The organism is Bacillus cereus group sp. N24 (assembly GCF_016483345.1).
GTDB classification, from domain to species: Bacteria; Bacillota; Bacilli; order Bacillales; family Bacillaceae_G; genus Bacillus_A; species Bacillus_A toyonensis.
In genome coordinates this window covers 130993-156369 of record NZ_JAEHCA010000013.1, presented here as the reverse complement: position 1 = coordinate 156369, position 25377 = coordinate 130993, and the positions used below count along the sequence as shown (strand labels likewise).

Below are 25377 nucleotides of genomic sequence, written 5' to 3'. Positions count from 1 at the left end.
ACATATAGTCTGCGCTCATGTGAAAACATGAGAAGTTCATAAGAGAACTGGCTAAGGAATTGCGCCCTTAGTTGAACGAGATACATTTAATTAAATCTATCAAACCTCATTGAATCTATCGAACGTATGTGCTATGTTAAATTCAATGAGGTAAGGATAATAATGAAATTTTTACGAGTTAGTCAAGTATCAGAATTAACAGGTTTGCATCCGAGTGCTCTCAGGAGAATGCTAGTGGAACACGCTACTATTCAGAAGAACAAATCTTTCATTAAAGGAGTTAAATTCTGATGATATTGGCGAAGAAAGTCAGACTAATTCCAAAGCCTGAACAAGAAAAAGTGCTTAGAAACCATGCTGGTGCTGCAAGATTTGCTTATAACTATTGTAAAAGAATGAGTGATAGATACTATAAGCTATTTGGAAAATCTGTTTCACAGTTAGCTTTACAGAAACGATTTACAAAGATCAAGAAGCGAAAGAGATATGAGTGGTTAGAAGACATCAATGCACAAGTTCCCAAACAGGCTTCAAAAGATTTTGATAAGGCGAGAAAAAATTCGTTCAAAAAGTACAAAAATGGTTATCACACTTCTTATAAATCCAAAAAAGATTTAATCCAAGGATTTTATGCCAATTATGAAAGACTGATTATAGGAAAGAAAGTAGTTCATATTCAGTCCATTGGAGTAGTGAAAACAAGCCAACAACTACCAAGAAACAAAAAAACATCCAATCCAAGAGTTACATTTGATGGTCGTCACTGGTGGATGAGTGTAGGGTTCCAAGAAGACTTTGAATTACAAGAACTAACCGATGAGTCGATTGGTGTGGATGTTGGTTTAAAAGAGCTTTTTGTAGCTTCTAATGGTATGAAAGAACGAAATATAAACAAAGATGCTAAGGTTAAAAAACTTTTGAAAAGGAAAAAGTCAGCACAAAGAGATATGTCTAGGAGATTTAAAAAAGGTGTAAAAATTCAATCTGTCGGATATGAAAAAGCTAAAGCTGAGCACCTGCGGTTATCTAGGAAAATTACGAATATCCGAAATAACCATATCCATCAAGCATCAGCTACATTGGTGAAAACCAAACCAATGAGGATTGTTGTGGAAGACTTATCTATCTCAAACCTGTTAAAAAACAAAAAACTATCAAAAGCATTTTCATTTCAAAAATTAAACTTCTTCTTTCAATGTTTATCATACAAGTGTGAGAAGTACGGCACTGAGTATGTAAAAGCTGATAAATGGTTCGCCTCAAGTAAGATTTGCTCATGTTGCGGCGTTAAATACGACCATTCAGTCCAACCAGAAGGACAGTGGAGTTTAAAAATACGTGAGTGGCGTTGTGTTAGGTGCAATAGCCATCATGATAGGGATGTAAATGCTGCGATAAATTTATCAAGATGGGTAAAATAAATGCTTGATAATAGGAGGTAACGATACTGCCTCGTGTGGAGTGTTATACCCCTCGTCCCTTCGGGGTTGCGAGAACACGATGAAGCACTAACTTGTGTAAATTTGATTGAATTATATAGATTTAGTTAAGTTTATCGTATCGGGATGAAAGCTATGTTCTATTGCATTAACTGTTCTGACATTCACCATGAAAAACATCCGAATGATAAAGTATTCAAAAACGGTTTTTATATTGATCCATTTTTAGGTGATCGTTATCACCTTGGTATGTGTAAAGATGCCCAAGATCATGAAACAGAGGCAAACCTTTTAACGACAAAGAAATTAGGCGCACCCCAATCTATTATGAACGTATTACCAACCCATGTTGTCCCAACATAAAGCATAAAAAAGAGCTGGCTCACCCAGCTCTTTTTTATGCTTTATAAACAATCATTGCTGAAAAACAATAAATTTGGTTTTCATCATCGTTAATAGAAACACCAACTTGGTACTTAATATCTACAAAGTGACTATCATCAATCTTTTTCAAAAACACATTTACAGCGTCTTCTAAGTCTTTTTCGTGACTTTCATCAAACACTTTCACACGAATCATGTTAACACCATCCTAGATCGCAGCCCTCCGCCGCTTGATTATTGCCACGGTGCGTATCTATGATGCGATAAAACTTTCCATTTTCATATATATATCCGTCTTCTAACACATATTGTTTATCTTCAGTATAGACATAAAACTTACCTATCATAAATTTACTCGTATATAATTCCAAATAATTTGATCTAAATTTAGCTACAACTTTATTTGTAATATCAATTTTTATTGTGTGCCCCACCTTCTCTCCCTCCTTTGCAAAGAACGGATTTAGGTATATTGTATTAGCGATTTTACATTTTATGCTTAAAAATAAGTGGATATGCCCCTTCTTCATCCTGTACTATTTTTCTAAAAAAGTCACCTATATTTATTTCACATAAAACCATAAAAAAATACATAAAAAAAGACCTTTTACATATTGACTCAAATGTATTCAATATGGTATTATATAAAATTTGACATTTTTACGAACTTATGTTATCATTAAAAGTGGTTACCACATATGGAGGTGGATGATTTGTTTCAAATTGGTGATAAAATCGTTTATCCAATGCACGGTGCAGGGATCATCGAAGCAATTGAGGAGAAAGAAATATTAGGTACTTCGCGTCAATATTGTGTGATACGCATCCTTAGTAAAGATATGCAAGTAATGCTTCCGATGGATCAATTACAAAAATCAGGTATTCGTTATATCGTCGATAAAGGTACGTTAAATGATATACTTCTTGAATTTCAAAATGGGGAATCAGACCCATCACTCTCATGGAAACAAAGATATACAATGAATATGGAAAAAATGAAAAACGGCAATCTGCAAGATAGTGCAGAAGTTGTTCGGGATTTACTTCGCCGTAATAAAGAAAGAGCATTAAATGCGAGCGAAAAACAAATGCTAGATAATGCACGTAAAATGATGATTAGTGAAGTTGCGCTCGTACAAGACGTTTCTGAACATCAAGCGACAGAATTTCTTCAAGAGACAATTAATCACTAATTTTAAAATAGCTGGCCGCTATTTTTTTTTGTGAAAAAAGGACGAAGAGTTTTATCTCTTCGTCCTTTTATATTACCCACGCCCAGCTTGAAACGATGGATATAACGTCATTCCACCATCTGCAAATAACGTAATTCCAGTTACGTAACTCGCCTCTGATGAAGCGAGCCAAGTTGCTACTGCTGCGATTTCTTCAGGTTTTCCAATGTAGCCCATCGGTATCATACTTTCTACGTCAGCACGCTGCTTTGGATCAGCAAACTTTTCAGCATTAATTGGCGTATTTATTGCACCTGGTCCAATATTATTTACTCGAATACCTTTTGGTGCATACTCTAACGCTAACGTTTCTGTCATAAGTTTAATACCGCCCTTACTCGCTGCGTAGTGCACGAATAGTGGCCACGGAATTTTCTCATGAACGCTAGACATATTAATGACAGATCCTTTAATGTCGTGTTCCACAAAATATTTAATCGCTTCACGGCTCCCTAAAAAAGCGCCTGTTAAATTTGTATTGATTACTTTATTCCAATCTTCTAACGGCATCTCATGCGACGGTACCGCGTTTTCTATTCCTGCATTATTAATCATAACGTCGAGCGTACCAAACTCTTTCACAGCAGATTGAATGAGATTCATAACATCAGCCTCGACCGTCACATCACCTTTTACAGCAATCGCTTCTCCGCCTACCTTTTTAATTTCTTCTAACACATCATTCGCTTCTGAATCTCGCGAGCGATAGTTAATAACGACCTTTGCTTTCTCCTTAGCAAACCTTACTCCCATCGCTCTTCCGAGACCCGTTGCTGATCCTGTAATAACGACGACTTTCCCTTCTAAATCACTATACATTTCCATACCTCCTTAACCTTTTGCAATTCCTAACATAATTCCGGCTGCAATAATAAAAACGATGCCAACAACGATACCTGTTAATTGACGTTTCGTTTTTCTTTCGCCTAATATAAGAATCCCGCCAAGCGTCGAAATAACAATTCCCATTTGCGATAGCGAAAAGCTTGTTGCGACTCCGACACGTGGCTGCGAAATGAATAAAAACATATTTCCAGCTGCCCAAATTAATCCTGGAATAATATTTCGTATCGCATATTTATTAAATGGATGATGTTTAAACGTAAGTAAAATACCTCCTAACACCATACCAACTGCCTGTGGTAATAAAGCCGACCAACCATCTACGTTAAATAGCCTAATAACTACTACATAAACTAAATAACCGACTGTTGAAATTAATAAAATTATGATGCCCCTTTTAAAATTTGCCGCTTGCTCTGCATTTTTTTCTTCTTCACTTTGAAGTGACGTTAAAATAACACCGATAAGAATACAAACGAGCGCTAAAATTCCAAGGACGACTGAAATTGTCGTGGACCATTCATGAAATACGATAACGCCAAATAAAGTCGTCGCAACTAATTGCAGTCCTGTTGAAATTGGCATCGTCCTCGAAACACCCATTAAATCAATACTTTTCAATTGATTCGCCTGACCAAGTGCCCAAAATAAACCTGACACAATCCCAACTCCAATAACGGTAGGAGTTAATACTGGCTTTACAAAAATATAAACAACAATCGAGAAAATAAGTGCACCAAGCGTTGTGCCAAGCGTTTGACTATACGGTCCACCGCCCAGTTTCACGTTAAATAGCACAATACTTCCCCAAAATATAGCTGGTAAAATCGCTAAAAATATATCCATGGCTCATTACCTTTCTTTACGAAATGTCATCAGTTACCGCTCTACACCGTTAGAGTGTGCTTTCATTTTTTCCTTCGCTCGTGCGCAAACCTTTTCTGCGATCGCACTAGAAACATTTTTTTCTCTTTCCACTTTCTTGATCTTTATGTGATCTAAATTATCTTCCAAAGTAAGTGTAACTTTGTCATTTGGCGGATTATGTGCACCTTGAAAAGTAAGAAATTGTAGCGTCACTTCAAATCGAGGAACGAATTCATCTTTCTTGCCGAGACGCTTTATATTTATAACTGAATCACATTCATATTGATCTTCTGTCGCTTGCCTTATAACGGAGTAATATCGATTTAAGAGCGCACTCTCTAAAAGTTGTTCTTTCGATTCTTTCGCCAAAGAGTCGCTTGGAGAAAAGAGAAAGATAGAACATATCATCGTCATCATTACACATATTTTTTTCATAATGCCCTCCTTGTTCTATAAATTAGTGTTCTCAAAAATGCCATAAAAAAACGACTTCCCCTATTCAGGAAAGTCGTTTTAATGAATCCAATATTAACCACCGCTCACTGGTGGTATGAGTGCAACAACATCACCAGATTGAATTTTATCATCTTCATTTGCGTATTCTTCATTAATTGCAACCATAATTGGCGCTGATACTGGTACATTATATTCATTGGCAACAATATCTTTTAACTCTGCAACCGTAATATTTTCTTTCTCTATTCGTAATTCACTTGTTCCTGCTTCTTCTTGCAAATGCGCAAATAACAATACTCGAATCATACTTATAACTCCTTCCCAGGCTCTCCCGCCGGATATGGCGTTTTTTCTAATTGGTCACCAATCCACGAGTCACCATCTTCCCAAAACTCCTTTTTCCAAATGGGAACAATTTGTTTTATGCGTTCCATAATATATTCATTCGCTTCATAGGCCGCTTTACGATGCGGTGTTGAAACAGCCACAACAACCGCGATATCAGAAATTTGCAATGTACCGATGCGATGCGTGATCGCAACGTGTGTACCTGGCCATTTCTCCTTCACTTCTGAGCCGATTTTCTGTAGCATCTTTTCTGCCATCGTCTTATAAGCGACATACTCTAAGTATAATGTACGACGCCCTTTCGTAAACTCCCTAACCGTTCCAATAAACGTTGTAACAGCACCGCATTCACGGCGAATTACTTTCTTGGCTACCTCTTCAATCGAGATTTCTGTATCAATTACTTCATAATATGTATTTGTCATTTCGCACTCCTAACCGTTTGTAAAAACCAGTCTATGTACAACTTTTCTTCTGTTATATGAAATACTTTATATTCTTCTCGTAAATTTACCGGCGCATTATACCACGTAATGACCGCTACTACATTTTCTACTTTATGTACAAGTTCAATGTCTTCTGCAGAACGAAGTAATACTACTTTCGGATAGTTCTCTTTTTTATAGCCCTCTATTAAAATTGTATCCACTTCAAAAAACTCATATAAGTGAATAATTTCTTGTAAGGACCATTCCTCTCTTAACGAAGAAAGTGAAAGTAATCCCGCACCTTCTACACTACTTACGACAGCACCGGCTTTTCTGTGTCTTTCACTATCTTTTTGCGCTACTGTTGGAAAACCTCCGTGCCCGTGATGTTTAATTGTAGCAACTTTCATTTCACTTTCGGCTAAAGCATGCACAACTTTTTCTACAAGTGTTGTTTTCCCGCTATTTTGATATCCTACTATTTGTATGATTGAAGAGGCTTTGCCCAAGGCCAATCACATCCCTCCGAGTGCTCTAACAATAATACGGATACTTTCATCCCTGCCTCAAATCCTCTCGTTCCTCCGGGCAACACGATAAACGCATTTGCATCCGCAAGTGAAGAGACCGCACTCGATTTATCTAAACCGACCGGCATCGCTTGTAATGCCCCATCCACGATCGTCACGTTTGCTCTTACGAAACGAGTAAATGGATTTGGCTTTGGAAAATCTTTTTGTAAAATAGCATCAGCTCTATATACGTGAGGCTCCTTCGCATACAAATACGTTTTTATAATCGGATGCACAAATAATTCAAAGCCTACATAACAAGCGGACGGATTTCCTGATAAACCGAAAAGTAACTTCCCATCAACTTCAGCTACTGTCGTTACACTTCCTGGTCTCATAGCTATTTTATTAAAGAGGACATTCGCCTGTAATCTTTCATATATAGCTGGTAAGTAGTCATAATCTCCTACCGAAACACCGCCTGTTGTAATTAAAATATCAACCTCATCCATCGCCGATTGAACAGCTGTAAAACATGCATCTAGCTCATCAGCAAGTTGGCCATAATATCGGACCTTTCCACCAGCTTTCATAATTTGAGCGGCAATCATATAAGAGTTACTATTTCTAATCTTTCCTGGCTCTAACGACTCGTGTACTTCTAGTAATTCACTCCCTGTCGTTACAATACCGACAACAGGCTGTTTTACAACTTTCACAGTACTATATCCAAACGTCGCTAATAGCGCAGCAACACCTGGATTAATTGCAACACCTTTCTTAACGAGAACTTGATTTTGTTTTATATCTTCTCCTTTAAATGACACATTGTCACCACTATTAAAAGGACGCTTTAACCTCATATATGTTTTTCCGTTCTTCTCAAATCCTTCTGTCAGTTCTAGCATTACGACTGCATTGCAATCCTCTGGAATAGCTGCTCCCGTCATAATACGAACTGCTTCAAAAGAACCTACCTCTTCTACAAAAACAGACCCCGCTCCAATTTCTCCTATCACTTCAAATTCAACTGGATTCTCTTGATTCGCTTCTTTCGTATCTTCTGCTCGAATTGCGAAACCATCGTAAGGAGAACGATCAAAATGAGGAACGTCATGATCTGAGACAACATCTTCCCCAAGAATTCTCCCGTAACTTTCCGTAATAGAAACTTCTTCTACTTCACCATGCTTCGCATATTTCATTACCCGCTCTACTGCCTCAGCAACTTGAATTGGAATTCGTTTTTCTACCATCGTTTCTCACCTCATATTTGCAATTTTTTTTATCTCGATTAAACTTTATATATTAAACAGAAATTACTTCAAGGAGGAATTCCATGTCTTCATTCACACACTTTAATGACCAAGGACGCGCGAAGATGGTTGATATAAGCGACAAAAAAACAACCGTTCGAACAGCAATTGCGTGCTCTAGCATTGTAGTTACGAAAGAAATTTACGATAAAATCTCTCACAATGAAATTGGGAAAGGTGACGTATTAGCAGTTGCCCAAATCGCAGGCATTATGGCTGCAAAACGTACTTCTGATATTATCCCAATGTGCCATCCTTTATTATTAAAAGGTGTTGACGTTTCTTTCGATTGGAAACAATCAGAAGAACAATATCGATTACTTATTGAAGTAAAAGTTAAAACAGAAGGTAGCACTGGCGTTGAAATGGAAGCTTTAACAGCTGCTTCTGCTACGGCTCTTACCGTGTATGATATGTGTAAAGCTGTTGATAAAGGTATGATTATTGGTGAAACGTACTTACTTGAAAAAACAGGTGGAAAAAGTGGAGATTATACGAGAAATTCGTAATCCTCTCCGTTGAACCTAAAGGATTTCCTTTAGGTTCAACCTATATATCTTGCATATAAACTTTTCGCTACATTCATATCATTTGTCCCATGAATAAATGCCCTACCATCTGTAAATAGAACAAATCGATATTCTTCTATCGGGAATGATAATAAATAAGGTGTTGCCTTTACCTCTACACTTTTTTGTAAGCGCTTTTTAATTTCTTCTAAATTAAAATCTTTCCGCACCCCTGGACGAATTTGTACTGTATTCCGCCCACATAACACTTCCGTTTTCGTTTGTGCTTCAAATGTTAAACTCGGATATGTACGTAATCTTCCACAAGATAAACACGTATCTTTTTTCTGCCTATTCACTTTAAATGCCATCTGCTGATTATTCCAAAGGTCAAACGATAGCATCGTTTCACGAAGCGCACCAAAGTCTTCTACTAATATTTTCAATGCCTCTGTTATTTGATGCGCAACTACTAACTGCACCGCTGGCTGTATAATACCAACTGTATCACATGTTGCTCCACTCGCCGGATGCTCCATTAAACAGCGGAAACACGGTGTTTTCCCTGGTAAAATTGTATAAGTCACTCCGTAACTTCCGACACAACCACCATATATCCACGGAATATTATACTTTTGTGAAATATCATTAATGAGAAGACGCGTTTCAAAATTATCTGTCGCATCTAATATTAAGTCTACACTATTCACTAGTTCTTCCATTTCTTGCACCGTTACATCAGTTACAACTGGATTAATTTCCACCTCAGAATTAATCGCTTTTAAATGTTCTGCTGCCGCTACCGCCTTCGGTTTATACTGCTTTGCATCTTCTTCTGTATATAATTGTTGTCTTTGTAAATTGCTCCATTCTACATAATCACGATCTGCAATCGTTACTTTTCCAACACCTGCTCTAACAATCGCTTCTGCATTTGCCGCACCTAGGGCACCAGCGCCGATAATAAGCACATGCTTCTCTCTTATTTTTCGCTGCCCTTCTTCTCCAACACCAGGAAATAATATTTGTCTTGAATATCGCTCCTGCATACGATAGCCCCCTTCCTTATCCTCCTATATAAGACATTTCAATTTTCGGACGATTTTTTGCACTTTCTTCTGTCCGTTCATCTGAATATCTATCTTTTCTATTCATCCATACATCTTGTATAACATGTAATAGCTCTTCATCCGAAAGATTATCTCTAAGAAGTTCCCTTATATCCAATCCTTCCGTCGCAAACAAACAAGTATAGAACTTTCCATCCGCCGAAATTCTCGCTCTCGTACAAGAAGAACAAAATGACTCAGAAACAGAAGTAATAAAACCGACCTCTACATTTGTTCCAACATACCGATATCGTTTCGCAACTTCACCAAAATAATGCGCTTCAGCTTGCTCAAGCGGATACACTCCATGAATCGTCTCAATTAATTCCCGCTTTGTAACTACTTGATCAAAATTCCATCCATTCGTACTACCAACGTCCATAAACTCAATAAATCTAAGCGTGATTCCTTGTTCTTTAAAATATGCAGCCATCGGTAGTACTTGATGATCGTTCATCCCTTGTTTCACAACCATATTTACTTTTACTTCAAGTCCTGCCTCTTTTGCTGCTATAATGCCCTTAATCACAGGTTTCGTATTAATATTTCGACCATTAATATTTCTAAATGTATCATCATCTATCGCATCTAAACTAACATTCACTCTATGTAATCCAGCTTCTTTTAATGCCTTCGCTTGTTTCGTTAAATGAATCGCATTTGTCGTTAACCCTATATCTACTAGCCCGTCAATTTTCACGAGACGTGCAATAAGTTTTGTTAAATCTTTACGAAGCAGTGGTTCGCCACCAGTAAGTCTAATTTTTCGTACACCGATGCTAACAAACACTTTTGCCAAACGTTCAATTTCATCAAATGTCAGTAAAAACTCATCTTTCAAAAAAGCATAATCAGGTCCAAATACTTCTGCTGGCATACAATATGTACATCTAAAATTGCAACGATCAATGACAGATATGCGTAAATCTTGAAGTGGGCGTCCAAAAAAGTCTTTAACCATCTCCTGCATCGCCACCCTCCCTTTCTGCCAAATTTCTTTCTTTTCATTCTATTATAATATATTTTCGAACTGCGATGTTTTTGCTAAGGCGAATAAAGTGAAACTTTAAACAATAGGAGGTTATCCATTCCCCTCTGATTAGCCAGGTTGCTTCTTAAATACTAGGATAAAAAAACCTTGAAACATAAAAGTTCCAAGGTTTTCTGTTTATTAACTTAATCTAATAATAGTTAGAGTAGCTCCTGGCGTTATTGTAGATAATGTAGCTATTGCAACTAATCCAAATAATTGCAAGCTAACAGCGGCTCCAGCAGGTAAGTTAGCAATTATCGGTGCACTAAATGAACCAGTAGCCACTGCCGGGGAGTTTATCGTTCCCGCAAGCGGACTGCCATTTACAGTTATACGAGAACTTACAACTAATCCTGCCGTTAGATTAATTGTATAGGCTATATAATAATTCCCTGCATTCGCAACTGTAAATACAGTATTTCCACCACTAACGGTTATTCCTGGTCCAATATTTTGATTGTTTGGTAATGGGATATTCGTACCGCCTAATAAAACGGAAATAGCGGTTCCTGATGTATTATTCGCAAATGCATACGTTGCAGTTGTACTAACTCCAGTCACCCCGGTCGCCCCAGTGGCTCCGGTTGCTCCAGCTCCGGTTGGGCCTGTTGGACCTTGGATTCCTTGTGAACCTGTTGGACCCGTATCACCAGTTGAACCTTGTGAACCGGTTACTCCCGTGGCTCCGGTTGGACCTTGGATTCCTTGCGGGCCTTGAATTCCTTGTAGCCCTGTTGCTCCGGTTGCTCCGGTTGCTCCGGTCGCTCCCGTGACTCCCGTTGGGCCTTGAATTCCCTGTGGGCCTTGTAAGCCTTGCACTCCTTGAGGACCTGTTGGACCTATTTCCCCTTGCACTCCTTGTATTCCAGTTGGGCCTTGTGGACCGGTCGGACCTTGGATTCCTTGTATCCCTTGAATTCCCTGTGGTCCTTGTGCTCCCGTCGCCCCGGTTACTCCTTGTATCCCTTGTAGACCTTGTTCTCCTTGAATTCCTTGTGGTCCAGTTGGCCCTTGAATTCCTTGAGGACCTTGTATTCCTTGTGGACCTTGATCTCCCGTCGCCCCAGTTACTCCTTGTATCCCTTGTGGACCTTGTATTCCTTGCGGGCCTGTTGGACCTATTTCTCCTTGCACACCTTGGATTCCTTGTGGACCCTGTAAACCCGTCACTCCGGTTGCTCCCGTTTCTCCTGTCGCTCCTGTCACTCCAACCGGCCCTGTCGCTCCGGTATCTCCGGTTGCCCCTGTCGAACCGGTTGCTCCGGTCGGGCCAGGTGGCCCACCGGATGGACCTGTCACTCCTGTCGGACCTGATGGTCCCGTTGGGCCAGTCGGTCCTGCTGGTCCTCCTGAAGGTCCCGTTACCCCTGTTGGACCTGTTGTTCCAGTTGGACCTGTAGTTCCTTCCCCTGTCGCCCCAGTTGCTCCCGTATCTCCTGTCGCTCCCGTCGGACCTTGTATCCCTTGAATTCCTTGTGGTCCTTGCACTCCTTGTGCACCTGTTGCTCCTTGAATCCCTTGAATTCCTTGCACTCCCTGTGGCCCCATCGGACCTGTTGGACCAATTGCCCCTTGAGCACCTTGCACTCCTTGCGGGCCCTCTGGACCGGTTGCTCCTATTTCCCCTTGTATCCCTTGAATTCCGGTTGCTCCTTGTGCTCCTGTTGCTCCCGTTATCCCTTGCACACCTTGTATTCCCTGTATTCCTTGTGGACCTTGTGGACCTGTCGCTCCTACTGGCCCTTGAATTCCCTGGATCCCTTGAGGACCCTCTGGGCCTGTTGCTCCAACTGGTCCTGGCACTCCTTGGATTCCTTGCGGGCCCTGAAGTCCTTCTGGCCCTTCCGGACCTGTCGGTCCTATATCTCCCATCGGACCTTGAATCCCTTGAACTCCTTGCGGGCCCGTTGCTCCTTCTGGACCTGGTACTCCTTGTATACCTTGTGGACCTTGATCTCCTGTTGCTCCTGTTACACCTTGAGGTCCTATAGCTCCCTGTATACCTTGTGGGCCTTGATCTCCGGTTGCTCCCGTTATTCCTTGAATCCCCTGAACACCTTGGATCCCTTGCTCACCAGTTACTCCCGTCGGACCAGGAATACCTTGAATTCCCTGTGGCCCTTCTGGACCTGTTGGGCCAATTGGCCCTTGAATTCCTTGTATCCCTTGTAGCCCCTGCGCACCTGTTTCTCCTGTACTTCCTGTCGGACCGGTTAGCCCCTGACCTGTTGCTCCAGTATTTCCAGTTGCTCCTGTTGGTCCTGTCACCCCTGTACTTCCACTCGGTCCACCCCCAGGACCTGTTGCTCCTGTCGGGCCAGTTGGACCTGGAGGGCCTCCTGAAGGTCCAGTTATACCTGTTGGACCTGTTATTCCTGTCGGGCCTGTAATCCCTTGACCTGTTGCTCCTGTTGTTCCCGTACTTCCACTCGGTCCCTCTGTCCCTTGGATTCCTTGCACTCCTTGAATCCCTTGTGGACCTGTTGCTCCCGGTATCCCTTGCACTCCTTGGATTCCTTGAGAACCCTCAGGTCCGGTAGCTCCAATCGGACCCTGTAATCCCTGTACACCCTGTATCCCTTGTACTCCAATCGGACCTGTTGGACCAATGGGCCCTTGTAATCCTTGCACACCCTGTAAACCTGTCGCTCCAGTTTCTCCTTGTGGTCCTCTCAATCCTTGTGGCCCCTGCTGTCCTTCTGGTCCTGTCGCACCTATTTGTCCGACTGGCCCTTGAATTCCTTGCACACCTTGAGGTCCTGTTGGGCCCATCTCCCCCATCGGGCCTTGAAATCCTCTTGGTCCTTGTGGGCCAGTTGGACCTTGTGGACCTGTTGGGCCAGTAATCCCAATGCCAGTAAATCCCGTTGGAACGGGAGGAAAAGTAGGGCCAATAAGATTTGGTGAAATTCTGAAATTAGAGTTTAATGAATTTTGTTTATCGCGCTCTTTCACACTTTCACCACCTACATACCATCTTTTTTTGACATTAAACAAACCTTTTCTTCTTAATATGTATTTACAAAAACAATCTCAAAGACTATTTTTATTTCAAATAAATAAAAACCCCCTTAATTCCTTAAGGGAGTCCAGCAATCGAATCCATATTATCTGTATTCGGGACAGCTTGCGCTATACTCGATGCATTTACACTTTGCCCCATATTTGTTCCTGTTACAGTACCAGCAGGAGTACCTCGTGTATATGTTGTCGTCACAGAATCACCCGGCTGTAAACAAAGCTTCGTCTCTGTTCCTATTACTGTAACAACATCAATCCAAGTACATCCCATTGAACCACTATACGATTTCGTAGCAGTAAATGAAGTATCACTCAAATTGTCACCTGTAAATATATTCCCAGTATTATTAACAATAACAAACTCTTTTATATGCGCAGGCATAATTACACTCTACCTTTCCTCTACGAACCTAATGTACGTGTACTCGTTGCTAATGGCGGAAGGAATACTGATGTTCTAATCACCGCTTCTGGCTGCCTTTTTCCATTTAAAAAAATAGCCGCACTCGATCCTCCAGCACCCGCGTATATTTTCGCTACAGCTAAAGGTGAGATATCATAACAGTCACCGACATTAACAGCTCCTGTATTATTAATAATTTTTACTTTACGCAAATTAATCCCCATTTCCCCCTCCTCCTTTTGTATACTGTATGCAAAAGAAAAAAACTTGAAACAGACTCGTTTCAAGTTTTTAGTAATTAACTATTTCATTTCGCCTTCATATTGAAGCATACCGCCAACCATATTCACTGTTTTAAATCCTTGCTCATTTAAATAATGGCATACATTCTCACTGCGCATTCCCGAACGGCAAATAAAGATATATTCATTCTCTTTATTAAAGAAGTCTACTTTATTTGGGATATCACCCATTTTAATATGTACCGCTTCTGGAATTTTCCCTGCTGCTACTTCTTCATCTTCCCTTACATCTACTAAAAATAACGTTTCTCCATTTTCTAAACGCTCTTGTACTTCTTCTGTTGTAATTGTTTTTACTTCTGTCATATGTCGTTCCTCCTTATATACAATAAAACCTTTCGTTTCTTCTTTAAACAACCATTTCTAATCAATTTTAGCATGCAAAAGAAGGAACGCAAAGAATGGAGAATTTATTTCTCAATTTCTCCGTAAAACTTATTCTTTACAAACATCTCTATCGCATTGTATCCTCAATATACTTGTTTTATGAAAGGAGTCGATTAAAATGACACTTTTTCTTTTCATTATGAGCATTATTTTTTTAACCGCCGCAATTATTGTACTCAGTATGAAAAATAATAAAAAGTTAAAATCTCCCCAAGAAATGTCATTCTTATTTCTATTACTTAGTATAGCGTTCTTCGGTATAGCAATCGCTACATATATTTTCCGTCTACAAATCATGTAAAAAAAGGTGCCTACTACACATATTGCACCTTTTTCACATCATTTATTTTCTACACAAAACTAGACACTTTCCGATTTAAAAATTCATAAACTTTCTTTTCAAATAAATGAATATCTAACGCTCCCGCCATATGCCCATTTATACTTTCTATTTCATAGACCTCCGCATACTTCCCTTGTTTTTGCAAAATGTCTACCATTTTATAATTGTAACGAGACGGCTGAAGTAAATCTTGTTTACACGGAATCATAAGTACATTCGCTTCTATGTTAGAAAGAGCCTCTTCCAAAGAAGAAAATCCATGCCCAATATCATGCAATAAAACTGCTTTCGCAGTGTACATCCACGAATTTGCATCTACTAACTCTATACTTTTGTATGTCACTTTATTTATCTCTTTCTCAAATGATGTTAATGTAGAAAACTTTTCATAAGGTTCTACCTCAATACTGTTACGAGGAAATGCCGTTTCATAAAAATGCTCATCAAAAGCGTTCATAAACATCATTCTGTTTGCTAAATGAAGCCCCTGCATTGGCTGTGTTTCTCCATATTTCCCGCCCTTCCAACTTGAATCTAGTTGAATTGCTTCAATCGCATTTTGCGCTACATTTACTGACGTTATAATTGGATTTTGGGGGTTCGTAATAACGCCAATCATTCGCTCTACCATATAAGAGTAGTGAACAGCCCATTGCTGCGCAATCATTCCACCCGCCGACGGCCCTATTACAGCATGTAATCTTGAGATTCCCATATTTTTCATTAACTCATATTGTATACGAGCTACATCAAGAAAGGTAAACACAGGGAAATCCATAACATATTCTTCCCCTGTTTCTGGATTAATCGACTTCGGTCCCGTTGTAATTACATACGGGTTCTTCACCTGTACATTACAAAGATTATCAGTACATATAACAAAATATTTATTTGTATCAATCGCTTTCCCAGGTCCAATTAGCCCATCCCACCAACCAGACTCCTCATCATGCACAGTATATTTTCCTGCTGCATGACTTGTTGCACTAAAATAATGACAAACCAAAATGGCATTTGACCTTTCTCTATTTAAAATACCATACGTCTCATATCCCATTTGAACAGGAATTTCCCTACCATTCTCAAATGTAAACTCATTTAATGCAAACTTCTCTTTTTTTACAATTTGCACAGCCTCTCCCTCTTCCCGTTATAGTATGAACTGCTTACTAAAGGTTTTTTTCTATGCAAATCAATCTCCTTCTTCTTTTCATAAATAAATGAATAATATACAAAATTAGCCACAAAATAGCACTATATTACAAACTCAAAGAGGGCATACATATGATTTGGAATTGGCTACGTAAGAAAAAAAAATCAAATTCAACAGAAACAAAAGAAGCAGATAACCCGAAGCAGCAGCCTAGTAATCAAGAGAATGAGAACAAAGATCAGACTAGAAGTATGAAACATAATAAAGGTGATAGTAGCGAGCAAAAAAAATCGAAACAAGATGATTACTCTCATGAGAAACAACAAAATTCTAAACAAGACGACTCTTCCCATGAGAAACAACAAAATTCTAAACAAGACGACTCTTCTCATGAGAAACAACAAAATTCTAAACAAGACGACTCTTCTCATGAGAAACAGCAAAACTCGAAACAAAATAATTCTTCTCAGAATAAACAACAAAGCTCTGAAAGTAATAGTATTTATGATTTTTCGAAGCCAGAAAAAGACCGTCTTCATTCACTACAAGATTTAATAGAGAAGCTCAAGAAGTCTAGTGATTTTGTTAATTATCACACATCTGATGATGAAACGATGCCATATTGGATTTCTTACTATCGTCCTTCACTTGATGGGGAGAAATTGCAAAAGTATTTAATGCCTACTCTTTTGGAACGACCTAATGCTTCACTAGAAGAACTGAAGGAACATATTCCGATGAGTGGTATCACAATTACGAATGACTTACAAAAAATTGAGGATATGGTTTTAAAGGGGCATGCGATCATTCAATTGAATCAGCAAGATCAAAAATGTATGCTTGCAAACATTGCAATCGATAATTATCGTGCACCAACTCCTCCTTTAAATGAATCGACTGTTATCGGTCCTCAAGAAGGTTTCGTAGAGGATATTGATACGAACATTAATTTAGTACGAAAACGTCTTCCAGTTTTAGATTTACAAACAAAAGAGATGATTATCGGCGAATTTTCAAAAACAAAAGTTGTCATGATGTATTTAGACAACCTCGCTGAAAAAGATAACGTTGATTTTCTAGAGGAATCTTTACGCGCTCTTGAATACGATCAAATTAATGATAGTGCTTATATACAAGAATTGATGGGAGAAAAGTCGATTTTCCCTCTCTATATCAATACAGAACGCACTGATAGAGTTACAAAAGCACTCATTGATGGAAAAATCGCTATTTTTGTCGATGGTTCTCCAAGCGTGCTACTTACTCCAGTATCCTATTTTGATTTTTTCATTTCACCAGAAGACTATAACGTCTCTTGGCTGTATGCTACATTTTCAAGAATTTTAAGATTAATCGCCGTTCTATTTTCAATTTGTGCTACACCGTTATACGTTGCAGTTTTAAATTATCATTATGAACTCATTCCAAGTGATTTACTTGAGACTTTAATTTTATCAAGGGCACAAGTACCGTTCCCCCCTTTAATTGAAGCGCTCTTTTTAGAACTCGCAATCGACTTATTAAGAGAAGCCGGTGCAAGGTTACCGATGAAAGTCGGGCAAACACTCGGTATTGTAGGCGGTATCGTAATCGGGCAAGCCTCTGTACAAGCTGGTTTAACGAGTAATATTTTATTAATTATCGTTGCACTATCAGCACTCGCTTCCTTTATTACACCTATTTATAAAATGGGTAACGCTGTTCGATTACTACGCTTCCCGTTTCTCATATTTGCAGAAATAGGTGGACTTTTCGGTATTTCTCTTGGATTTATCTTTTTATTTACTCATCTATTTAGACTTACTTCCTTACGTAAGCCATACGCTTTATTTTACCCGACAAGGCAACAATCAGTTAAAGATTCTTGGATTCGTTTCCCTTTAACAATGATTGATACAAGAGATGTGCAAGCAAGACCACAACATGTAAAAAAAGCAGCGAAAGGAATTTCAACAAAACATAGATCGGACTTCGATGATTAAGAAATGAGGTGCATTGATGAGTAAAGTTCAAGAAAAATATCAAATATCTCCTGTCTTTGTTTTCTTCTTAATTCACAGTGCACAGTTTGGTGCCGGAGTTCTCGGGTTCGCTCGAATTATTGCAAAAGCTGCTGGATACGACGGCTGGATGGGAGTTTTAATCACAGGATTTTGTATCCATATTCTTATATGGATGATGTATGTCTTATTAAAAGAAACAAACGGTAATTTAATTGATTTACATCGGCAAACATTTGGAAAATGGCTTGGGGACTGTATTAATATCATCTTTGCTGCTTATTTTTTAATCGTCAGTATTTCCGTCATTCGAACATACGTTGAAATTATTCAAGTGTGGATGTTTCCTACCGCTTCAACTTGGATGTTAACACTTTTTTTATGCTTAGTTAGCTACTACATTATTTCTTCTGGCTTTCGTGTCATTACTGGTATTTGTGTTATATCTGTTGGTGGTACATTGGGATATTTATTGCTTAGCCTATTTGTTTTGAAATACTCACATTGGGATAATCTACTTCCTATATTCACACATTCTTTTTCAAATATTTTAAAAGCCTCTCAACTGTCCATCTACAGTATGACCGGTTTTGAGATTTACCTCATGGTTTATCCATTTGTGAAAAAACCTATGCAATCTCATAAATACGCTCAATACGGGGCACTATTTTCAAATCTTCTATATTTATTTAGTACCCTTTTAGCCTTTGCATTTTTTAGTGAGAAACAATTGTTAAAAACGATATGGTCGCAACTTTCTATGACCCAAGTAATCCAATTACCATTTATAGAAAGACTAGAATATATTGCAATTTCAGCTTATGCACTCGTTATTGTCACTAGTTTCATCCTCCCCTTATGGGCTGCAGTGAGAGGAACTCACGAAATATTTCGCGTAAAACAAAGAGGTGTTTTAATCGCTTTCATCCTTATCACCCTCATTGTTTCACAACTTTTAACAAGCAGACACGATATTAATAATTTTATTAGTAATGCATCGAAAGTTAGTTTTTGGCTCATTTATGTATACATCCCAATTCTATTTATTATTGTGTGGGTGAAAAGAAAATGGAAAAAATCAAAAGCAAATTAATACTTATTTCTTGTATAACATTCTTCAGTTTAACTGGATGTTTACAAAAAAATATTATCGATGATGTACAACTTATTCAAGGAAGCGTTTTTGATGTAGCAAAAGGTAATAAAGTAAAAGTGACATTCGTTTGTCCCATTCAGAAAAAAGGAAATAAAGTTCAAGTTTTTGAAGGTAGCGCAAATGCGGTAAAACAAGTAAAAGCAGACACATCTTTAGAGTCTTCTCAACCGTTTGCTAGCGGACAAATGCGTGTCGCTCTATATACGATAAGACTTGCAAAAAAAGGAATGTCTACTTCATTCGATACATTACTTCGAGATGTGAATATAGGAAACGCTTTATATGTTGCTTTATTAGAGGGGAATGGTACCGAACTTTTAAAAGGCAAATATACAACTTCATATAACGTTGCAATTTATATAAAAAAGTTGCTAGAACATAATATGGAGACCGGTCCTTTACCAAGAGATAATCTGCATGTAGGAGCATTCCGTTATTATCAAGAAGGGCAAGACTACTATATTCCAATTTTAAAGAAACATGGTGATAAAATAAAAATCACCGGAATTGGTCTTTTTAAAAAAGATAAATATATCGGTAAAATTGCGCAAAAAGATATGTTCATATTTAAAGGACTGTTAGAGAAACATAAATTAGATTCACATGAATTTAAAACAGATTCTGCGTACGTAATGATTAATAATATTCGTTCTGTTCCAACTTACGATATAAAGATTAAAAACGGAAAGCCTTCTTTTTTCATTCACGTTCATCTTGATGCACGTATTCAAGAACTATCGAAACAAATTAACTTAGAAAATAACAAGAACACAAAAAACATTGAAAAAAATGTCCAAAAACAATTGGATGTACAGGCTGCCAAATTAATTAAGCAGTTCAAATCTTTAGGCGTCGATCCCCTCGGGCTAGGAGCAAAATATAAACACCATTATCGCCCATTCAAATTAGAAGAGTGGAGACAAATGTACAAAGATGTTCCGATTCATATAAAATACACCGTAAATATTACAAATTCTGGTGTGATTGAATGAGAAATGATTGAACTCCTCTCTCCGGCATGATACAACGGATAGAGGAGTTTTTATTTTAGATAGAGAGAGAAGATATTTATGGGGGAGCTTATGTCTAAAAAATTAGTAAAGCCTATTTTAAACGGTATTTTATTTCTCGGCGTCTTTTTATTTGCTCATACATACTTAAAAAATGTTTCCTTCACACGTTATTTACTTGTCGTTATACCGATGTTACTCGTTGGTATGTTCGGCATCGACCTTATTTTATCCATTTTAATAAAAAAAGAAGAATAACGAGCGAGGATGTCTCATAAGTCGAGATTTTTGACTAGATGACATCCTTTTTATTTTCTATTTTGGAATCAGCGCTACAGTACATGAATTTATATCAACGATTTTTCAAATATATCTACCATAACTCAAAATATATCAACGATTCGACACAAAATATCGATTTACCAACAAAAATTGACAATAGTAACACCCCATACTAAGAAGAGAATGTTTCAATATATTTTTAGAACATCCTTTTTTTATTTAATAATCACCTTATGTTACAATGAAATTCGGCACAAAGTGAGAAAGGATGAAACAACATGACAAACGAAAAAGGTTTAGATAAAGGGTACGAGCTTGTTGCAAAAATGCATGAAGATTTCGGACACCCTGTAACAAATACTCCAACAAAACTAACAGAAGAGCGCGCAAAAATCCGTGCAAGTTTTATGCAAGAAGAGCTAGAAGAATTTCTAGAAGCAACTACTGTTGAAGATCAATACGATGCACTTATTGACCTTATTTACTTTGCATTCGGAACGTTTGCAGAAATGGGCGTACGTCCAGATAAAGGATTCGAGATTGTAAACAACGCAAACATGGCAAAACTATTCCCTGATGGGAAACCTCGATTCCGTGAAGGCGACGGCAAAATTTTAAAACCAGAAGGCTGGCAAGCACCAGAACCACAACTTCGTGCTGAAATTGAACGTCAGCGCCAAGAAGCTGAAAAAAACTGCTAGGATTTCCTAGCAGTTTTTTATTATGTCTTTTTTTCTGCAGCTCATTAATGACCCACGTGCCCCGCGTGTCCTGCTGCTCCACTAATACTAGCTGCTCCTGCTGCTGCCCCCGCTCCTCCTGCTCCAATTCCACCTGTCCAAGGAGACGATTGTTGCTGTTGTTGATATTGCTGATATTGTTGTTGGCCTTGATGATGCTGTTGGCCTTGATGATGCTGTTGGCCTTGGTGATGATGTTGACCTTGGTGATGGTGTTGACCTTGATGATGCTGTTGACCTTGGTGATGGTGTTGACCTTGGTGGTGGTGTTGACCTTGGTGATGATGTTGGCCTTGGTGGTGGTGTTGACCTTGGTGATGATGTTGGCCTTGGTGTGTTTGGAAAAGAACAGCTTGCGGATGAATATGGTGGTGACCGTGATGATGTACCTGTTGCTGATGATGGCCATGATGTTGGTGATGACCATGATGTTGGTGATGACCATGATGTTGGTGATGACCATGATGTTGGTGATGGCCGTGGTGCACATGATGACCGTGAACACCTTGAGGGAAGCCTCCGACTCCACCAGCTACAACACCGACGCCAGGTACAGGAAATCCTGTTTGTACTCCTCCCACAAAAGATGGAAATGTAGTTGGCATACCTACAGGTACTCCTCCTTGTGCTCCTCCTACGAAAGATGGAAATGTAGTTGGCATACCTACAGGTACTCCCCCTTGTGCTCCTCCTACCAATGTCGGAATCCCTGTTTGTGCTCCAGCCACCGATGTTGGAAATCCTCCATGTGCTCCACCCATCCAGCTCGGAATTCCACCGTATCCTTGTTGCCCTGCTCCTCCCATTAACATCATTTGTTCATAACTATCCGATCCACCTCCGAAGAAGCCATGTGGTGCATTATTGTCCATCCCTTTCATTCCTTTCACCCCTTGTTTTCAATTTAACCTACCTTTTGTATCATATTTCCTAGTTAAAAATAGGTGTTTGTCTGCATAAGAATTCCTCACCTTTTTCCTCATCCGTGATAGAATCAATTGACTGATTATTCTTTCTCCACTTTAAAAGGAGGTATTTCTATTGAAGAACGTAACAAAAGCTTCAAACGACGATTTAGATTCAATCTTACATATAGATATTGATGTAATCGGAGACGATAGTAGACGAAATTATATTAAACACGCTATTGATGAGGAGAAATGCATCATTGTAAAAGAAGACAATTCTATTTTAGGTTTTCTGACGTATGATACGAACTTCTTTAGCTACACGTTCCTCTCATTAATCATTGTTTCGCCAACAAAAAGAAGACAAGGCCATGCAAGCTCATTAATCTCCTATATGTTAAGTAATTCTCCTACGCAAAAAATTTTTTCTTCAACGAACGAATCGAATGCAAATATGCAAAAAGTTTTTAAAGCGAATGGATTTATGCGTAGTGGAATAATTGAAAACTTAGATGAAGGTGATCCAGAAATTATTTTCTATATAAAAAAGCTCAGAGCATAAAGGCTCTGAGCTTTTCTTTCATTCATTAGTTTGCAACAACGTTAACAAGTTTGCCAGGAACGACAATTACTTTACGAACTGTTTTTCCTTCGATTTGTTCTTTAATTGCTTCAAGTGCAAGTTGTTCCATTTCTTCTTTTGATGCGTCTTTACTCATTGTTAATTTTGCGCGAACTTTGCCCATAATTTGAACAACGATTTCAACTTCATCTTCTACAAGTTTAGACTCATCAAATGTTGGCCAGCTTGCATATGTGATTGTTTCATTGTAACCAAGCTTGCTCCAAAGTTCTTCCCCAATATGAGGTGCAACTGGTGCAATCATTTTTACGAAACCTTCTACATATTCTTTCGGAAGTGTATTAGCTTTGTATGCATCGTTGATGAATACCATCATTTGAGAAATCGCTGTGTTGAAGCGAAGCTCTGCATAGTCTTCTGTTACTTTCTTCACTGTTTGATGGTAAGCTTTTTCAAGCTCTTTATTTGGTGCATCAGTAATTTTCTCACTTAATTCACCGTTATCTTGAACGAATAGGCGCCATACGCGGTCTAGGAAACGACGAGCTCCGTCAAGACCATTTTCAGACCAAGCAATTGAAGCATCTAATGGTCCCATGAACATTTCGTATAGACGAAGTGTATCTGCACCATGGCTCGCTACGATATCATCAGGGTTTACAACGTTACCTTTTGATTTACTCATTTTCTCGTTGTTTTCACCTAGAATCATACCTTGGTTGAATAATTGTTGGAACGGCTCTTTCGTTGGAACTACACCGATATCATATAATACTTTATGCCAGAAACGAGCATATAGTAAGTGAAGTACAGCGTGCTCTGCACCGCCGATATAAATATCAACTGGAAGCCATTGTTTTACTTTTTCAGGATCTACAAGTGCTTCGTTATTGTTTGGATCCATGTAGCGTAAGTAGTACCAACAGCTACCAGCCCATTGTGGCATTGTGTTCGTTTCACGACGACCTTTTTTACCAGTTTCAGGATCAACAACATTTACCCACTCGTCAATGTTAGCAAGTGGTGATTCACCTGTACCTGAAGGACGGATGTTTTCTGTTTTCGGAAGAACTAATGGTAATTCTTCTTCTTTCACAGCTGTCATTGTGCCATCTTCCCAGTGGATTACTGGAATTGGCTCACCCCAGTAACGTTGACGGCTAAATAACCAGTCACGTAGACGGTACGTTACTTTTTGATTTCCTGCGCTCGTCACTTCAAGCCATTCAATCATTTTTGCGATTGCTTCTTCTTTATTTAAGCCATCAAGGAATGCTGAGTTTACGTGTGCACCATCACCTGTGTATGCTTCTTTCGTAATGTCTCCGCCTTTTACAACTTCCTTCATTGGAAGATTGAACGTTGATGCGAATTCATAGTCACGCTCATCGTGAGCTGGAACCGCCATTACAGCACCTGTTCCGTAAGTTGCAAGAACGTAATCAGCGATCCAGATTGGTAATTTCTCACCGTTTACTGGGTTAACTGCGTAAGCACCAGTGAATACACCAGTTTTCTCTTTCGCAAGTTCTGTACGCTCTAAATCACTCTTCATTTTTACAGAATTAATGTAAGCTTCTACAGCTTCTTTTTGCTCAGCAGTTGTAATGTCAGCAACAAGTGCATGCTCTGGAGCAAGTACACAGTAGCTTGCACCGAATAGTGTATCAGGACGCGTTGTGAAAACTGTGAATTTTTCATCTGTACCGTCGATGTTAAAGTGTACTTCTGCACCTTCAGAACGACCAATCCAGTTACGTTGCATATCTTTTAAGCTTTCTGGCCAATCAAGCTCATCTAGATCTTCTAATAGACGATCTCCGTAAGCTGTAATTTTTAACATCCACTGTCTCATCGGACGACGCTCAACCGGATGCCCACCGCGCTCACTCTTACCATCAATGATTTCTTCGTTTGCAAGTACTGTACCAAGTGCTGGGCACCAGTTTACAGGTACTTCATCAACGTAAGCTAAGCCTTTTTCAAATAGTTTTAGGAAAATCCATTGTGTCCACTTGTAGTAGTTTGGATCCGTTGTATTTACTTCACGATCCCAATCGTAAGAGAAGCCTAATGCTTTAATTTGATTACGGAACGTATTAATATTAAGCTCTGTAAATTCTGCCGGGCTGTTTCCAGTATCAAGTGCATATTGCTCTGCTGGAAGACCGAATGCATCCCATCCCATTGGATGAAGAACGTTATATCCTTGCATACGCTTCATACGAGATAAAATATCTGTCGCTGTATAACCTTCTGGATGTCCTACGTGTAAGCCTGCACCTGATGGATATGGAAACATATCTAGTGCATAAAATTTTGGTTTTTCTGTCTCATCTGGCGTACGGAATGTTTTATTCTCTTCCCAATATCCTTGCCACTTCTTCTCAATTTCTTGATGATTAAAGCTCATGAGATACCCTCCTTGAAATTCTATTTATTTTCACCGCCCAAAATACAAAAAACCTCTCATCCCTAGAAAGGGACGAGAGGTTATAGATTCCCGCGGTACCACCCTAAATTAATGTAAAATATACATTCGCTTAGATCCGTAACGTGGATTAACGGCAATTGCTACTATTAGTTTCACAACTGCAACTCAAAGGCGAGTTC

General features: G+C 38.9%; 29 protein-coding genes and 1 other annotated feature (1 of these 30 only partly in view). Of the genes, 11 read left to right on the top strand and 18 right to left on the bottom strand.

The genetic code is table 11. The features are described 5' to 3' along the window. Nucleotides 1-290: 290 nt before the first annotated feature. On the top strand, nucleotides 291-1421 hold the full coding sequence (locus tag JDS95_RS19140; RefSeq protein ID WP_199690719.1) for an RNA-guided endonuclease InsQ/TnpB family protein: 1131 nt from the start codon (nucleotides 291-293) through the stop codon (nucleotides 1419-1421). Nucleotides 1422-1574: 153 nt separating this feature from the next. Further along, the gene (locus tag JDS95_RS19135; protein ID WP_000498976.1) at nucleotides 1575-1802 is read left to right on the top strand and encodes a DUF3973 domain-containing protein; all 228 of its coding nucleotides are present in this window, start codon (nucleotides 1575-1577) and stop codon (nucleotides 1800-1802) included. Between the two features lie 34 nt (nucleotides 1803-1836). Here JDS95_RS19135 and JDS95_RS19130 read toward each other — a convergent pair whose 3' ends face one another. Next, complete coding sequence (locus tag JDS95_RS19130) at nucleotides 1837-2019, bottom strand: sporulation protein Cse60 (RefSeq protein ID WP_000621749.1); 183 nt, start codon at nucleotides 2017-2019, stop codon at nucleotides 1837-1839. Between the two features lies 1 nt (nucleotide 2020). Continuing rightward, a complete protein-coding gene (locus JDS95_RS31165; protein ID WP_000510185.1) occupies nucleotides 2021-2257 on the bottom strand; it encodes a DUF2553 family protein in 237 nt (78 codons plus the stop codon). Between the two features lie 264 nt (nucleotides 2258-2521). Here JDS95_RS31165 and JDS95_RS19120 point away from each other — a divergent pair, with 264 nt between their 5' ends. Further along, nucleotides 2522-3016: a CarD family transcriptional regulator gene (locus JDS95_RS19120; protein ID WP_000451448.1), complete on the top strand. Its 495-nt coding sequence runs from the start codon at nucleotides 2522-2524 to the stop codon at nucleotides 3014-3016. A gap of 72 nt (nucleotides 3017-3088) precedes the next feature. Here JDS95_RS19120 and JDS95_RS19115 read toward each other — a convergent pair whose 3' ends face one another. The 7 genes from JDS95_RS19115 to moeA all read right to left on the bottom strand — a co-directional run bounded on the left by JDS95_RS19115 (nucleotide 3089) and on the right by moeA (nucleotide 7765). After that, nucleotides 3089-3874 carry a glucose 1-dehydrogenase gene (locus JDS95_RS19115; RefSeq protein WP_000286691.1) on the bottom strand — a complete coding sequence of 262 codons (786 nt, stop codon included), beginning with the start codon at nucleotides 3872-3874 and terminating at the stop codon, nucleotides 3089-3091. 12 nt (nucleotides 3875-3886) lie between these two features. Next, nucleotides 3887-4744, bottom strand: coding sequence for a glucose uptake protein GlcU (gene glcU / locus JDS95_RS19110; protein WP_000350875.1), 858 nt, complete (start codon nucleotides 4742-4744; stop codon nucleotides 3887-3889). Nucleotides 4745-4777: 33 nt separating this feature from the next. Further along, complete coding sequence (locus tag JDS95_RS19105) at nucleotides 4778-5200, bottom strand: DUF3888 domain-containing protein (protein WP_000717665.1); 423 nt, start codon at nucleotides 5198-5200, stop codon at nucleotides 4778-4780. A 93-nt stretch (nucleotides 5201-5293) separates the two neighbouring features. After that, a complete protein-coding gene (gene moaD / locus JDS95_RS19100) occupies nucleotides 5294-5527 on the bottom strand; it encodes a molybdopterin converting factor subunit 1 (RefSeq protein WP_000621781.1) in 234 nt (77 codons plus the stop codon). Nucleotides 5528-5529: 2 nt separating this feature from the next. Then, complete coding sequence (gene moaE / locus JDS95_RS19095) at nucleotides 5530-5994, bottom strand: molybdopterin synthase catalytic subunit MoaE (protein WP_000185931.1); 465 nt, start codon at nucleotides 5992-5994, stop codon at nucleotides 5530-5532. Further along, nucleotides 5991-6512: a molybdopterin-guanine dinucleotide biosynthesis protein B gene (mobB, locus tag JDS95_RS19090; protein ID WP_033660824.1), complete on the bottom strand. Its 522-nt coding sequence runs from the start codon at nucleotides 6510-6512 to the stop codon at nucleotides 5991-5993. The genes moaE and mobB overlap by 4 nt, the downstream gene beginning before the upstream one ends. Beyond that, nucleotides 6476-7765, bottom strand: a complete 1290-nt coding sequence (gene moeA, locus JDS95_RS19085) for a molybdopterin molybdotransferase MoeA (protein ID WP_000229709.1) — start codon at nucleotides 7763-7765, stop codon at nucleotides 6476-6478. The genes mobB and moeA overlap by 37 nt, the downstream gene beginning before the upstream one ends. An 83-nt stretch (nucleotides 7766-7848) precedes the next feature. Between moeA and moaC the strand changes: the two genes are divergently transcribed. Beyond that, entirely contained in the window at nucleotides 7849-8334 is a 486-nt protein-coding gene (gene moaC / locus JDS95_RS19080; protein WP_000094153.1) for a cyclic pyranopterin monophosphate synthase MoaC, read from the top strand. A gap of 35 nt (nucleotides 8335-8369) precedes the next feature. Here the strand turns inward: moaC and JDS95_RS19075 are convergent, their stop codons facing one another. The 6 genes from JDS95_RS19075 to JDS95_RS19050 all read right to left on the bottom strand — a co-directional run bounded on the left by JDS95_RS19075 (nucleotide 8370) and on the right by JDS95_RS19050 (nucleotide 14508). Next, nucleotides 8370-9383 (bottom strand): molybdopterin-synthase adenylyltransferase MoeB, encoded by a 1014-nt coding sequence (locus JDS95_RS19075; protein ID WP_001158078.1) that lies wholly within the window; start codon nucleotides 9381-9383, stop codon nucleotides 8370-8372. A 16-nt stretch (nucleotides 9384-9399) separates the two neighbouring features. Continuing rightward, nucleotides 9400-10413 carry a GTP 3',8-cyclase MoaA gene (gene moaA, locus JDS95_RS19070; RefSeq protein WP_085450533.1) on the bottom strand — a complete coding sequence of 338 codons (1014 nt, stop codon included), beginning with the start codon at nucleotides 10411-10413 and terminating at the stop codon, nucleotides 9400-9402. Nucleotides 10414-10614: 201 nt separating this feature from the next. Then, nucleotides 10615-13431 (bottom strand): BclA-related collagen-like exosporium protein, encoded by a 2817-nt coding sequence (locus tag JDS95_RS19065; protein WP_085450532.1) that lies wholly within the window; start codon nucleotides 13429-13431, stop codon nucleotides 10615-10617. A gap of 124 nt (nucleotides 13432-13555) precedes the next feature. Next, nucleotides 13556-13879 carry a hypothetical protein gene (locus tag JDS95_RS19060; RefSeq protein WP_001110863.1) on the bottom strand — a complete coding sequence of 108 codons (324 nt, stop codon included), beginning with the start codon at nucleotides 13877-13879 and terminating at the stop codon, nucleotides 13556-13558. A 20-nt stretch (nucleotides 13880-13899) separates the two neighbouring features. After that, complete coding sequence (locus JDS95_RS19055; RefSeq protein WP_000512461.1) at nucleotides 13900-14124, bottom strand: spore germination protein; 225 nt, start codon at nucleotides 14122-14124, stop codon at nucleotides 13900-13902. 78 nt (nucleotides 14125-14202) lie between these two features. Next, on the bottom strand, nucleotides 14203-14508 hold the full coding sequence (locus JDS95_RS19050; RefSeq protein ID WP_000141215.1) for a rhodanese-like domain-containing protein: 306 nt from the start codon (nucleotides 14506-14508) through the stop codon (nucleotides 14203-14205). A 199-nt stretch (nucleotides 14509-14707) separates the two neighbouring features. On the opposite strand from JDS95_RS19050, the gene JDS95_RS19045 reads away from it, so the two are divergent. Continuing rightward, on the top strand, nucleotides 14708-14890 hold the full coding sequence (locus JDS95_RS19045) for a hypothetical protein (RefSeq protein ID WP_000171892.1): 183 nt from the start codon (nucleotides 14708-14710) through the stop codon (nucleotides 14888-14890). Between the two features lie 49 nt (nucleotides 14891-14939). Here the strand turns inward: JDS95_RS19045 and JDS95_RS19040 are convergent, their stop codons facing one another. Next, nucleotides 14940-16064, bottom strand: coding sequence for a homoserine O-acetyltransferase family protein (locus JDS95_RS19040; protein WP_001167602.1), 1125 nt, complete (start codon nucleotides 16062-16064; stop codon nucleotides 14940-14942). A 152-nt stretch (nucleotides 16065-16216) separates the two neighbouring features. On the opposite strand from JDS95_RS19040, the gene JDS95_RS19035 reads away from it, so the two are divergent. The 5 genes from JDS95_RS19035 to JDS95_RS19015 all read left to right on the top strand — a co-directional run bounded on the left by JDS95_RS19035 (nucleotide 16217) and on the right by JDS95_RS19015 (nucleotide 21234). Then, nucleotides 16217-18067, top strand: coding sequence for a spore germination protein (locus JDS95_RS19035; RefSeq protein ID WP_199690718.1), 1851 nt, complete (start codon nucleotides 16217-16219; stop codon nucleotides 18065-18067). A gap of 16 nt (nucleotides 18068-18083) precedes the next feature. Further along, a complete protein-coding gene (locus tag JDS95_RS19030; RefSeq protein WP_085450530.1) occupies nucleotides 18084-19178 on the top strand; it encodes a spore germination protein in 1095 nt (364 codons plus the stop codon). Then, entirely contained in the window at nucleotides 19154-20233 is a 1080-nt protein-coding gene (gene gerHC, locus JDS95_RS19025; protein WP_000411380.1) for a spore germination protein GerHC, read from the top strand. Before JDS95_RS19030 ends, gerHC begins: the two co-directional genes overlap by 25 nt. A 90-nt stretch (nucleotides 20234-20323) precedes the next feature. Further along, nucleotides 20324-20509, top strand: coding sequence for a hypothetical protein (locus tag JDS95_RS19020; RefSeq protein WP_000038783.1), 186 nt, complete (start codon nucleotides 20324-20326; stop codon nucleotides 20507-20509). 302 nt (nucleotides 20510-20811) lie between these two features. Then, complete coding sequence (locus tag JDS95_RS19015; protein ID WP_000180546.1) at nucleotides 20812-21234, top strand: pyrophosphohydrolase domain-containing protein; 423 nt, start codon at nucleotides 20812-20814, stop codon at nucleotides 21232-21234. Nucleotides 21235-21278: 44 nt separating this feature from the next. Here the strand turns inward: JDS95_RS19015 and JDS95_RS19010 are convergent, their stop codons facing one another. Beyond that, nucleotides 21279-22154 (bottom strand): VrrB protein, encoded by an 876-nt coding sequence (locus JDS95_RS19010; protein ID WP_085450529.1) that lies wholly within the window; start codon nucleotides 22152-22154, stop codon nucleotides 21279-21281. A gap of 160 nt (nucleotides 22155-22314) precedes the next feature. Between JDS95_RS19010 and JDS95_RS19005 the strand changes: the two genes are divergently transcribed. Continuing rightward, entirely contained in the window at nucleotides 22315-22743 is a 429-nt protein-coding gene (locus JDS95_RS19005; protein ID WP_000800326.1) for a GNAT family N-acetyltransferase, read from the top strand. Between the two features lie 25 nt (nucleotides 22744-22768). Here the strand turns inward: JDS95_RS19005 and leuS are convergent, their stop codons facing one another. Next, nucleotides 22769-25177, bottom strand: coding sequence for a leucine--tRNA ligase (gene leuS, locus JDS95_RS19000; RefSeq protein ID WP_000009469.1), 2409 nt, complete (start codon nucleotides 25175-25177; stop codon nucleotides 22769-22771). A 65-nt stretch (nucleotides 25178-25242) separates the two neighbouring features. Then, nucleotides 25243-25377, bottom strand: a binding site (T-box leader) (it continues 84 nt past the right edge of the window).